Source organism: Vibrio mytili (genome assembly GCF_049563345.1).
In the GTDB taxonomy this organism is placed as follows: domain Bacteria; phylum Pseudomonadota; class Gammaproteobacteria; order Enterobacterales; family Vibrionaceae; genus Vibrio; species Vibrio mytili.
This window is the reverse complement of sequence record NZ_CP110482.1, coordinates 610,512-623,212: the sequence shown is the minus strand read 5'-3', so window position 1 is coordinate 623,212 and position 12,701 is coordinate 610,512. Positions and strand designations below refer to the sequence as shown.

The following is a 12,701-nucleotide window of genomic DNA, read 5'->3' as shown; positions in this document are numbered from 1 at the left end:
AAGTGACGGCGTCACTTAAATATTTACTTAAAGCAGACTTCAGCCCAACGCGCTAAGCCAGCGGTCACCGAACCAAAGTAATTACCGCTCACGACAGGAATATCTGGCAATACGCTCTGCACTGCATCACGCAGAATTGACGATCGAGCTGACCCGCCCGTCATGAATATAGCATCCGGTTTTACACCGGCCTGCTCAACCGCTTCCGTGACCAATGCAATCATCTTGTTCTTCGGTGACTCGATAGCAGCAATCATTTCGTCACGCTCAACATCCACTTCGATTAACTCTGACAGTAGGTTAATCCCTGTTCGGTATGATGCCTGATCTGAGAGCGCCACTTTTGCCTCTTCTGCGCGTCGAACAATGTTATAGCCCAAGGATTCGTGGTAAACCTCAAGCAAACGCGTGAGCTTGTCTGGCTCTTGCGCCTGCTTTTGAAGCAGTTTCAAAGCGAACAAGTTGTCACGCGAGTAGAAATCATTTTGCGCTTCGACATTATTAATAGCGATGGGATTCCAGAACTGGGTCTTGGGCATAACAATGCCCGACTCCATTTTACTTTCCATTCCAAATGGGAACATGAGTTGTTTAAATGCCAATGCAATATCGAGATCATTGCCACCTACACGCTGACCACTGTGCGCAAGTAGGCTTGCGGTTCTGTCTGATTTCCCTCGCCAAGATGGTCCCATTTGTATTAACGAGCAGTCCGTCGTACCGCCCCCAATATCGACAACAAGAACCGTCCTATCTTCGCTAAGCGTCGCTTCGTATTCTAGGCCCGCAGCCACCGGTTCATATTGAAATTCTATGTTTCTAAAGCCAGCACGTTTGGCAGCGTTTAATAAAATACCTTCAGCTTGTCGGTTTGCGATTTCACCACCGCGACCATGAAAGTTAACCGGACGACCAATGACTGCATCGGTTATGATTTCTTGTGCATCCTTTTCCGCTTGCGCTTTAATGTTATCCATCATTGCGCACACCAAATCTTCAAAAAAGCTTAACTGAACATCACGCAAACCAGATGCGCCCAAGAAAGATTTAGGTGATTTGACGTAATAAATATCGCGAGGATCTTCTAAGTACCGATCGAGAGCTGCCTGCCCAAAGACAATATCTTCAGGTGCAAGTTCGATGCTTTCTTCTCGATTTAAGTTTATGGCTCGACGCAACACCTGTTCACCAACCTGATCAATTGGTTTGATGTCACGATGACGAAATAAGTGCTCGGAGACTGACTCACGGGTCGGTGCCACGAGAGTAGAAGGAATGTATGTGTAAGCCTCTTCAAGGTTGAGCAATTTAGGCTCACCAGATTCCATTTTTGCCACTGAACAGTTTGCGGTGCCATAGTCAAAGCCGATGTACATAATCCTTCCTACTCACGAAAAAAAGGCGGCAATGCTAACCCAATGTCCACAAAATGTATACACAGCAACGCCTTTGGTTACTGATTCTTTTTTACCTTACTCTTTGAGGCAGAAGGTAAAACAGCCATAACCAACAAGGCTACCAATAAAAACAATGGTGAAAACGTCAACCCATACCAAAACGAATAGCTTTCCTGAAAAAGCCAAAAAATACTGATGGTAAGCAGATAAGATAAATAACTACATAACACCAAGCTCATTGCTACAAAGCGGACACGAGTGATGATGACAAACCGAACTAAATATTGGCTAATGAACTCAGTACAATGTATCGCTATTTGCCAGTTAATAATAAACAAAGCGAGTGCGATAAAACCGGACGCGAGTAACGTATCATAGGTGTTGAGTATAAAGTAACTGCCATACCTACTGATTATGAGTGGATAATCGCCTTCATAAACTGTGGCCCACGAAATGCCGTTGGCAGCGGCAACAAAGTGCGCAAAATAAGCGATGGCGTAGAAAGTGGTTTGCGAGCTGAATGGTTTGAATACTGTAACATAGTAATCCCGCCATTCCTCGTGATCTTGTGTGGGCCCTATCGACGGGCGTATGCTTTGTGGATACCCCTCAGCAAGTACAGGCGTATTATTAAATAGTAGCCAAAATATATACAGTGCTAATCCAACTAGGAGTATCGTTAACATACCCTTTTCCTTCTTGGCCCAAACAGCCTTGGAAAGCCTAGTTAAGCTCTTGCCTTGAGTTTCGGTTAGGCGCTTTTATTTTAGAAGTTTAGATTACTATTTCCCGGTATCCAGTTTATCTTCAAAAATGCCCAACTCTCGCCCCAGCCAGATAGCTCTATCAGTGTGGTCGAGTAACTCTTCTTCGGTAGCAGGATGAATTAGAACGGAAAAGTCTCCACGAATGTTATCTAACCAGGCCAAAAACTCTTCACTGAGTGATTCGAAATGAATTTCAAACATCGGCATCTTATGTGGTCCAACCAATCGTCCAACCAATGGATACACACGCAATACATCTTGGCGCTCTTGACGAATGATCTCATTGATCGCCTGTGCTTTCTCTTGCTGTCTTAAAGGGAAATAAACGTGAGCGTGATACATAACTTCTCCATACAAACCTAACTCAACTCAGGGGTAAAACGTTCCAATACCCAACAAACTCGCAATATTTTTCTAGTACGTTGGTTTGGACTTATTTGCGAACATAGCGCGCGGTTACACTACCTTGATTCTTTTCTCATGGGAAGACATTTGCTTTTTGCCTCTCTTCACAATCAAAACACTAAACCTCACTCGCAATTTAATTACGCTTATTAAGCAAAGTCTAGTGATTACATTCATGCACTTTAAAGTCGTTCGTAAAAATTCAGAATATTACACTGCTTCATCAGGGTGTAAGCAAAACTTTACTAATGGCTTATTGGATAATTACAGCACACTTTAACATTTTGTTTACACTTACTTTAGCGAGTGACAATAAAAATCAATCAACAGGTTGAGTATGACACCCTATGCGCTAACAACATGTTCACTGTGTTAACTGCTTTTGACTGTAGCGTTTTTACGTTTAAAAAGCTTTTTAAGTTAACGACAAAGTTTGAGTACCCATACGAGCTTTGTTTTGATAATGAGCAGCTGCAGTCCAAAAGACCAGCAGCGACAAAAGGAGCTTGAGATGAACGTTCAAGCATTACCCATGCACAGGTTTATCGACCATCATGGGAACCTAGTCTCCCCGCTACCCAATTGGGCAGACATCGAAACGATACTTGGTTTTTACCGTGATATGGTATTAACCCGGACCTATGACAGCAAAGCCGTTGCCCTGCAGCGGACAGGGAAATTGGGGACTTACCCCTCTCATCTTGGCGCGGAAGCGATCGGAATTGCGGTCGGGCGGGCGCTCAAAGCAAGTGATGTCTTCATACCTTACTATCGGGACATGCCTGCGATGTGGTGCCGCGGTATCGGTATGGAGAAAAACCTACAATACTGGGGAGGCGATGAACGTGGTAGCGACTTCGCGCCTGAAGGCAGTCCGGTTTCCAGCCGCGATCTCCCCTTTTGTGTACCTATCGCAACACAATGTACCCACGCAGTAGGCGTGGCTTCTGCGCTCAAAATCCAAGGTAACCATGAAGCGGCTCTGGTGATGTGTGGTGATGGTGGTACATCGAAAGGAGACTTTCTAGAATCCATTAACTGTGCTGGAGCTTGGAGCATCCCTCTGGTTTTTGTGGTGAATAACAACCAATGGGCGATTTCTGTTCCCCGCCGCCTACAGTGTGCTGCGGACTTCTTGTCAGAAAAAGCCCAAGGAGCAGGTATTCCTGGAGTGACGGTTGATGGTAATGACGTCGTGGCCGTTTACGATGCGACCATCACAGCACTTGAACGAGCAAGGAAAGGGAAAGGCGCTACACTCATCGAAGCCGTCAGTTATCGACTCAGCGATCATACCACTGCGGATGATGCGACTCGTTATCGCAGCGAAGACGACGTACAAACTGCGTGGCAATTTGAGCCAATAGCTCGACTCAAGACCTTTTTGATCAATCAAGGCGCTTGGAGTGAACAACAAGAACTGCAATGGTTAGAACACTGTAAAGAAGACGTAGAATTAGCCGTGGAACGCTATGTCGGTCTGTCAGTACAAGCCCCTGAAAGCGGTTTCGATTACCTATACGAATCACTTCCTCAAGAGCTACGAACTCAAAGAGATGAGCTCATCAACAAAGCGATGCGGATGCAGGGAGGAAAAAATGGCTGAATTAACGTTAGTTGAAGCAGTAAACCTCGCTTTGCATCATGAGATGGAACACGACAGGAATGTTGTTGTACTTGGCGAGGATGTGGGTGATAACGGTGGCGTTTTCCGCGCCACGGTTGGGTTAAAACAAAAGTACGGCTTAAAACGAGTCATTGACACACCATTAGCTGAAGCGCTTATTGGTGGTGTTGCCGTTGGTATGGCAACACAAGGGTTACGTCCTGTAGCAGAATTTCAATTCCAAGGGTTTGTTTTCCCTGCTATGGAGCATTTGATGTGTCATGCAGCACGCATGCGAAACCGAACCCGAGGCCGCCTCACTTGCCCAGCGGTGTTCCGCGCTCCTTTCGGTGGCGGTATTCATGCGCCAGAACATCACTCAGAAAGTGTCGAAGCCCTGTTTGCTCATACTCCTGGATTTAAAGTCGTCATCCCTTCTTCCCCTCAAAGGGCATACGGGTTACTGCTTGCCGCCATTCGCAGTAATGATCCCGTCATGTTTTTTGAACCAAAGCGTATATACAGAACCGTCAAATCCGAAGTTAACGATAACGGTCAAGCCTTACCACTGGACACGTGCTTTACGCTGCGTAAAGGTCGCGACATCACACTCGTTACTTGGGGAGCTTGTGTGGTTGAGTCACTGCAAGCCGCCCAAACGCTTTCGAGCCAAGGGATTGAGGTAGAAGTCATCGACTTAGCCAGTATCAAACCTATCGATACCACCACCATTTTCCGTTCTCTTGAAAGAACCGGGCGGTTGTTAGTGGTCCATGAAGCAAGTAGAACCTGTGGTGTGGGCTCTGAGCTTTTGGCCCGTACTGCAGAACACGCGATGTGTTTGTTAAAAGCCCCGCCCAAACGCGTTACCGGCATGGATACCATCATGCCTTATTACCGAAATGAAGAGTATTTCATGATACAGGAACAAGACATCGTACTCGCTGCGCGCGAACTCGTGGAGGATTGGAAATGAAGACATTTAATCTACCCGATCTTGGCGAGGGTCTCGCTGAGTCAGAAATCGTTAAGTGGCATGTGGAGGTTGGAGATAACGTTCAGCTCGATCAAGTTATCCTAACCGTGGAAACCGCAAAGGCGACGGTCGATGTACCTGCGCCCTATTCAGGTAAGGTAATCAGCCGTCACGGTGAAGAAGGCGATATTATTGATATTGGCTCGCTGCTTATGGAAATTGACGAAACCGGAAGTGGACAACAATCCGAAGAAGTCAGTAAGAAGAAGGCAGATGCTGCCACCGTCGTTGGATCAGTCTCCCATCAAGATCACAATGTCAATGTTGATGACTTCTGGGTTGGCGGTGACCACAATAACTCCGCAGACAAACTTGTGACCGCATTACCATCCGCGCGTTTACTGGCAAAAAAACTCGGTGTGGATCTCCATACCCTTTCAGGTAGTGGACCCAATGGTTTGATCATCGATGCGGACATATACGACGAAGCTGGAAAACAACGCCCCGGAACGGAGGTGTTAAAAGGAGCGCGTCGAACCATGGTCTCCAACATGTCGGAGTCGCACCACAATGTTGCGGCTGTCACAATCACAGAAGAAGCAACGTTGGAAAATTGGCGTTCAGACGAAGATATCAGCATTCGCCTTGTTCAAGCGATTGTCCTCGCATGTCAACAGGAACCGGCACTCAATGCGTGGTTTGACGCTGAAACCATGACTCGTTGTGTACACAATACGGTCAACCTTGGTATCGCGGTAGACAGTCGTCATGGATTATATGTGCCTGTTCTTCGTCATGCAGATGAATACGAACCTCAAGATGTTCGCCGCTGGATTGATCAAACAGTCAAAGGCATCAGAGATAGAAAGATTGGTCGTGAGCAACTTCAACATGCGACCATTACATTGTCTAACTTCGGCGCTATAGCCGGAATTTTTGCGACACCGGTAGTCTCTCCTCCTCAAGTTGCGATTGTGGGCGCTGGCCGTATCGTTGAAAGAGTGATGATCAAAGATGGCGCCGCCACCTCGGTAAAAGTGATGCCGTTATCGATTACTTTCGACCACCGCGCTTGCACAGGGGGTGAAGCTGCTCGGTTCACTAAAGTTTTGGTACAGCACTTACAAAGACCCAGTGTATAGCAACGTTCGAGACATCAACGTTTTATACATTAACGTTTTGTACATCAAAGCTTTATACAATAAAGTTCAATACAATTAAGTCCGATACAAGCAAAAGGCTTCCCATGAGGAAGCCTTTCTGCGTCAACGATTTTCAGGTATGGCCACTAGTCACACTTTTTCCAACAGTTCCGGCATAAGTTCAAATAAATCTCCAACTAAGCCATAGTCCGCCACTTCAAAAATTGCTGCGTCTGGGTCATTATTTATTGCCACAATCACTTTGGAATCTTTCATACCCGCCAAATGCTGTATTGCCCCAGATATTCCCAAGGCGATATACAACTCCGGTGCAACAATTTTCCCCGTCTGACCAACTTGCAAATCATTGGAAACATACCCGGCATCAACTGCTGCGCGAGACGCACCAATCGCACCGCCCAGTTTGTCTGCCAGTTGCTCAACCAACGCGAAGTTTTCCTTGCTACCAAGACCACGTCCACCGGATACTACAACGCGTGCAGAGAGTAAATCTGGACGCTCCGTTTCTGGTTTCTGCTGACAGACAAATACCGTATTTTCTGCTTTGCACACAGCATCTATCTGATTGACTTTATTCACAATTGGAGAAGGTGACAATGTCACTGAATCAAACGCTGTACCGCGCACCGTCATGACTTTCACACGGTCATCAGAACAAACCCGTGCTAATGCATTCCCCGCATAAATGGGACGTATTACCGTATCAAGAGATTCTATCATCATGACATCAGATAGCTGACCGACGTCCAGTAGCGCGGCTACACGTGGCATCAGGTTTTTACCGAACGTACTCGCCGGGGCTAGGATATGGGAAAAGTTTCCTCCGATTTGCACAGTTAATTCAGAAAGGTTTTCCGCTAATGGATGTTCATACACTTTATCGTCCACCCACAAAATTTCATCGACACCCTCTGCACATTTCAACGCTTCAAGAACTGACGAACACTGATAACCAGCCAGTAAAACGGTGATAGGAAGCGCGTTCTGGTTATCCACAATTTGCATCGCAGCTTGGATAGTACGTAAGGTATCGACACTAAGTTCGGTGTTATTATGCTCGGCGACAACCAGTGTTGCTAACGATTGATTATCCATCATGCCCCCTAAATGACCTTGGCTTCGTTTTTTAACTTGTCCACCAGCTCATCGACACTGCCCACGATTTCTCCGGCTTTGCGAGCTGGTGGCACCATAACTTCAAGAATTCGTTGAGAGCATTGCACATTCACCCCAATCATTTCGGGCGTCATCACAGACAACGGCTTCTTCTTAGCTTTCATAATGTTAGGTAATGATGCATAACGAGGCTCGTTCAGCCGTAAATCGGTACTAATCACAGCAGGAAGATTTAGCTTTAACGTCTCTAAGCCGCCGTCGACTTCTCTTGTAACAATTACCGAATCCCCTTCCATGAGAACTTTAGAAGCAAATGTAGCCTGAGGGCGATGAGTTAAAGCAGCGAGCATTTGAGCGACTTGATTATTATCAGTATCAATCGATTGCTTACCTAACAACACGAGTTGAACCGATTCCTGCTCCATGACCGCTTTTAATAATTTGGCAACAGCAAGCGGCTCCGGAGGCTCTTCGACATCAATATGGATTGCCCTGTCCGCCCCGAGTGCTAAGGCGGTTCTCAACTGCTCTTGGCAGGAAGTATCGCCAATAGAGACGACTATTATTTCTTCTACCCCTCCGGCTTCTTTCATCCGAACGGCCTCCTCTACTGCGATTTCACAGAAAGGATTCATCGACATTTTGACATTAGTGCGTTCCACACCAGAGCCATCTGATTTAACTCTTACTTTTACGTAAGGATCAATGACTCTTTTAACCGCAACCAGTACCTTCACATTTCCTCCTCACAAACTGAAAGTTTGTAATACGAACAACGTCACTAGCGCATTTTCAGTATGTTGCCATTTCAGCTTAGTTTAGTTCACGTTTACGTCAACTGAGCTACAATACTAACTAAGCTATCGTTTTCTCTGAGTTTAAGATTTCTTTGAGCCTAAGCTTTCTTTGAGGTGACGTTTTAACCCAGAGAAAACTATCAGAGCTATCACCTACGAATAATGGAAGTGAGTATATGGAACGAGAATGCATGGAGTTTGACGTCGTGATCGTTGGAGCTGGACCTGCAGGTTTAAGCACAGCTTGTCGGTTAGCGCAGCTTCGTCAGGAGAATGGGCATGACCCACTTTCCATTTGCGTGATCGAAAAAGGCGCTGAAGTAGGCGCTCATATCCTATCAGGTGCTGTATTTGAAACCCGAGCTTTAGATGAGCTATTTCCTGACTGGAAGAATCAAAACGCACCACTTACCGCTCAGGTGAAAAGTAATGCTTTAGTCTATTTAACGACCTCTCTTAACCATGTAACTGTTCCCCATTTTCTTACGCCCAAACCAATGCATAATGATGGCCACAACTATGTGATGAGTCTTGCCAATTTATGCCGCTGGCTGGCAAAACAGGCCGAATCATTAGGCGTAGAAGTATTTCCTGGCTTTGCGGCATCAAGTATCAATTACGATGATGTAGGCACTGTTACTGGGGTTAATACCAATGACATGGGGCTAGATAAACATGGAAAGCCAAAATCAAACTTTGAAGCAGGTATACAGCTCAAAGCAAAATACACCGTCTTTTCTGAAGGGTGCCGAGGTCACTTAGGCAAAGAGCTCATTCAACGATTTGGCTTGGATAAAGGAAGACAACCACAGCATTATGCTCTGGGGATAAAAGAGATTTGGCAACGACCAGACACGAACGACCCGGACGTAGGGGGTCGAGTCATACATACAGCAGGTTGGCCACTCAGTGAGACCAACACCAGTGGTGGAGGCTTCCTCTACCATATGGACGATAACCAAATTTCTGTTGGACTCATCATCGATCTGAATTACCAAAACCCATATTTGAGTCCATTTGATGAATTTCAGCGCTTTAAACATCACCCTGAGATTAAGCAACACTTAGAAGGGGCACACCGTATCGCTTATGGAGCCCGAGCCATTGCCAAAGGCGGAATATCTTCCCTACCGAAACAACAGTTCCCAGGGGGCGTTTTGATTGGCTGTGATGCAGGAACACTCAATGTAGCCAAAATTAAAGGGTGTCATACCGCGATGAAATCGGGTCTTATAGCAGCAGAAGCCATCCATGATGCAATACTGCAATCTACAGCGTCGCAATTCGTCTCTGAGCCCGATTATCGTTCTAGATTCAACGCATCATGGTTGCATGAAGAGCTAACAGAAAGCCGCAACTTTGGTTCGAATATCCATCGATTTGGCAATCTTATCGGTGGCGCGCTCTCAACTTTAGAACATAATGTATGGCTACCTTTGTTTAAGAAGCCACTTCCATGGACCATTTACGACAATAAGCTCGACCATGAGCAATTAAAGTCGATACAAGAATTCCACTCGATCGAATACCCCAAACCCGATGGCATCATTAGCTTCGATAAACCGTCATCGGTCTTTTTGTCTGGTACGCAACACGAAGAAAACCAACCATGTCACCTCGTTTTAACGTATCCTCATATTCCAATTGATGTCAACTTAGGGATATATGATGAACCAAGTCAGCGTTACTGCCCTGCAGGTGTCTATGAAGTGGTTGAGGAGGAAGGTATGAAAAGATTCCAGATCAATGCCACAAACTGTGTCCACTGTAAAACCTGCGACATCAAAGATCCTTCTCAGAACATTACTTGGAAAACGCCAGAAGGTGGCGGTGGTCCAAGCTATCAGAATATGTAATCAAACGTGTATCACTACGTGATCTGGCATCATGAGCCGGTCCAGATAAATCAAAGGAAGATTCAATGCATAACAAACTCGTCCTTGGTCCCATTCTTGGTTTGGAGTCGGACCAACTCTACACCGTCGTGGTCGTCACCAAAAAATCAGCCGATTCTGTTCACGTTAGCTACCTAAACCATCAACCGGTACCAGCACAGCTAATAGGTGAAATCAGCGATGGTAAGGTTTGGCGCATGGAACTCAGTATTGATACGTCTGGTGCTGATGTCATTGACTACTCCTTACAACAAGATGGACTGACGCTGATTGACCAGCAGGGAAATCAAAGTTGGTCCTTTTATGTGCCCAGTGAAAAGGAAAAACCAAAATTTGCTTATGCATCGTGTAATGGTTTTTCTGATCTCACTCTAATGAACACTACCGACGAGCCCTTTAGACTCTGGAAAACCATGGCATCCGAGCACAAGCGCGAACCGTTTTCACTGCTTTTGATGGGAGGTGATCAGGTCTATGCTGACGCAATCTGGACTAAAATCTCTTTGCTTAAAAGTTGGAATGAACTGGACCGTAAAGAGAAAGTAAAACGCCGCGCCACAAAAAATATGGTCAAGCAGATAGACCGATTTTACAGTGAACTGTATGTAGACCGTTGGAACAGAGAGCCCATGGCAAGCATGCTAGCCTCCATACCATCTATTATGATGTGGGATGATCATGACATCTTTGATGGGTGGGGTAGCTATCCAGAGGATATTCAAACCTGTGACGTTTACCAAGCAATTTTTCACTCGGCACGAAAGCACTTTGAACTGTTACAAGTTCGTGGCAAGCAAAACCGCTCTCTAATGCAGCTAAACACCCAGCCTATTGTTCACTATGGCGCGACATTAACCTTTCGCGACTACGATATTTTAGTGCTGGATAATCGTTCAGAGCGCAGCTTGTCTAAGGTAATGGGCTCAGAGCAATGGCAGTCGGTGAGTTCTTATTTAACGCAGAATACGAGTCCGAATTTGCTTATATTGAGCGCAGTCCCTGTCGTGTATCGAGACTTTTCTTTTGCCGAGAGCGCTGTTGATGCCACACCTTGGGAGGAAGAGTTGACCGACGACCTGAAAGATCACTGGCGAGCCAAAGAACATGAAGGAGAACGCTCTCGCCTGATTATGCACTTACTCGAAAGTGGCAATCGACGCCAAGGACGTAGCGTCATTCTTTCCGGCGACGTACATGTTGGTGCCTTGGGTGTGATTCGAGATCAGCGCAGTGAGAACAACCGTCCGGTGCACCAGATTGTATCATCTGGAATTGTTCATCCAGCGCCAAGTTACATGCAGTGGCTAGGCATTTGTGCTATCACAAATGACCGCACCGAACACTTAGATGAAAACAACCAGATTATTACGGATATGTTGAGGCCATTCGGCTCAGACAAATACATACGGTCACGAAATTTCGCTACACTTCTCGAAGGAAATGACAATAAGCTGTGGGTGAACTGGCTAACTGAGGCTAAAGATAAACCCAACTTCCCAATCCTTTAACTTTTTAAACCGGCGAACACAACCGACGCCAAAACAATTCATCTCAACTTAAAACATGTGAGCAACCAAGTAGAAAAAGGCACCTGACGGTGCTTTTTTCGAAGGTAAGTACAGAGCCATTAACATCAAACATTTCCAAGTTAGTCCATTCTAACTCAAGTGTTCCTGGAATTTAACGCTAGGCTAAACAGCAAGTCTCCCAAAACTTTACTTCGTAGAAAAAGATCACTAAAACCCAAAGAGCGCGGTTTCTTGCTCACTAGCCTACATTTACGATAATGAGTTCAACACCATGATGCTCCATTTGTTTTACGATATTCTCCGGAGGACGACGGTTTGTTACGACAAAGTCGATATCTGACCACAAACAGGATTGAAACATCAGTTGCGTATTGAACTTACTCTCTTCCGCGATACATATCACCTGCGTTGATTGGTTGGCCATCGCTAACTTTAGATTTGCATCAGATTCTAAATCGGTCGTAATTCCCGATTCAGATAAGGCACTGACACCAATAAAGGCTTTGTTTGCCTGATATCTCTTTATCTGCTGTGTTGTAATATCACCGAGTATGGCGTGAGAAAAATCATCAAATGTTCCACCAAGCACGCACTTCTTAACGTTCGGGCTTTCGCTGAGTGCATTTAGCCCTTCCAGAGAATTTGTTATTACGCTACACCGAACGTCAAGTTGCTCCGCAAGCGCCGCGCAAGTGGTTCCTGCATCCAAAAATACGATGTCGTGTTCTTTGACGAGCGATGCACCAAATGCAGAAAGCTTTTGTTTAATAGGATTGGTTTTGGAACGCTGACTAAATGAAAGAGTCACCTTTTTATCATCTAAAATAGCCCCGCCTCGAATACGTAAAATTCCAGGATGGTCAGACAGCTTGACCAGATCGCGCCGCGCAGAATCGTAAGAGATATCGTAACGCTGACAAATCGCGTCAATTGTAATTTTGCCGTGGGTTTTAATATGCGCTTCTATCTCTATCAAACGTTCTTCTTGAGTCATCGGTAATCACGCCTTACTTGAATTGCTCCTAGTGTAACGGATGAAACACTTGCATA

The 12,701-nt window shown here is 45.7% G+C and carries 11 protein-coding genes; 5 read left to right on the top strand and 6 right to left on the bottom strand.

All coding sequences use genetic code 11. From position 1 onward, the window contains the following. Positions 1-23 precede the first annotated feature (23 nt). From yegD to ONE56_RS16395, 3 genes are all read right to left on the bottom strand, one after another. On the bottom strand, positions 24-1,376 hold the full coding sequence (yegD, locus tag ONE56_RS16405; protein WP_423841094.1) for a molecular chaperone: 1,353 nt from the start codon (positions 1,374-1,376) through the stop codon (positions 24-26). 77 nt (positions 1,377-1,453) lie between these two features. Further along, positions 1,454-2,083, bottom strand: a complete 630-nt coding sequence (locus tag ONE56_RS16400; RefSeq protein WP_423841093.1) for a hypothetical protein — start codon at positions 2,081-2,083, stop codon at positions 1,454-1,456. A 96-nt stretch (positions 2,084-2,179) separates the two neighbouring features. Next, positions 2,180-2,506, bottom strand: coding sequence for a DOPA 4,5-dioxygenase family protein (locus tag ONE56_RS16395; protein WP_423841092.1), 327 nt, complete (start codon positions 2,504-2,506; stop codon positions 2,180-2,182). Positions 2,507-3,080: 574 nt separating this feature from the next. Here ONE56_RS16395 and pdhA point away from each other — a divergent pair. From pdhA to ONE56_RS16380, 3 genes are read left to right on the top strand one after another with little or no spacing between them, the layout of a single operon-like run. After that, the gene (pdhA, locus tag ONE56_RS16390) at positions 3,081-4,175 is read left to right on the top strand and encodes a pyruvate dehydrogenase (acetyl-transferring) E1 component subunit alpha (RefSeq protein ID WP_423841091.1); all 1,095 of its coding nucleotides are present in this window, start codon (positions 3,081-3,083) and stop codon (positions 4,173-4,175) included. Beyond that, positions 4,168-5,151, top strand: coding sequence for an alpha-ketoacid dehydrogenase subunit beta (locus ONE56_RS16385; protein ID WP_041154624.1), 984 nt, complete (start codon positions 4,168-4,170; stop codon positions 5,149-5,151). The genes pdhA and ONE56_RS16385 overlap by 8 nt, the downstream gene beginning before the upstream one ends. Next, entirely contained in the window at positions 5,148-6,293 is a 1,146-nt protein-coding gene (locus tag ONE56_RS16380) for a dihydrolipoamide acetyltransferase family protein (RefSeq protein WP_423841090.1), read from the top strand. The genes ONE56_RS16385 and ONE56_RS16380 overlap by 4 nt, the downstream gene beginning before the upstream one ends. A gap of 150 nt (positions 6,294-6,443) precedes the next feature. On the opposite strand, the gene ONE56_RS16375 is transcribed toward ONE56_RS16380, so the two are convergent. Both ONE56_RS16375 and ONE56_RS16370 read right to left on the bottom strand, forming a co-directional pair. Further along, entirely contained in the window at positions 6,444-7,409 is a 966-nt protein-coding gene (locus ONE56_RS16375; protein ID WP_423841089.1) for an FAD-binding protein, read from the bottom strand. 8 nt (positions 7,410-7,417) lie between these two features. Further along, positions 7,418-8,167: an electron transfer flavoprotein subunit beta/FixA family protein gene (locus ONE56_RS16370; RefSeq protein WP_423841088.1), complete on the bottom strand. Its 750-nt coding sequence runs from the start codon at positions 8,165-8,167 to the stop codon at positions 7,418-7,420. A gap of 236 nt (positions 8,168-8,403) precedes the next feature. Here ONE56_RS16370 and ONE56_RS16365 point away from each other — a divergent pair, with 236 nt between their 5' ends. Then, a complete protein-coding gene (locus tag ONE56_RS16365; protein ID WP_423841087.1) occupies positions 8,404-10,083 on the top strand; it encodes an electron transfer flavoprotein-ubiquinone oxidoreductase in 1,680 nt (559 codons plus the stop codon). A 65-nt stretch (positions 10,084-10,148) separates the two neighbouring features. Next, positions 10,149-11,630, top strand: coding sequence for an alkaline phosphatase D family protein (locus ONE56_RS16360; RefSeq protein WP_423841086.1), 1,482 nt, complete (start codon positions 10,149-10,151; stop codon positions 11,628-11,630). A 259-nt stretch (positions 11,631-11,889) separates the two neighbouring features. Here the strand turns inward: ONE56_RS16360 and ONE56_RS16355 are convergent, their stop codons facing one another. Then, complete coding sequence (locus tag ONE56_RS16355; protein WP_041154618.1) at positions 11,890-12,645, bottom strand: DeoR/GlpR family DNA-binding transcription regulator; 756 nt, start codon at positions 12,643-12,645, stop codon at positions 11,890-11,892. Positions 12,646-12,701 lie beyond the last annotated feature (56 nt).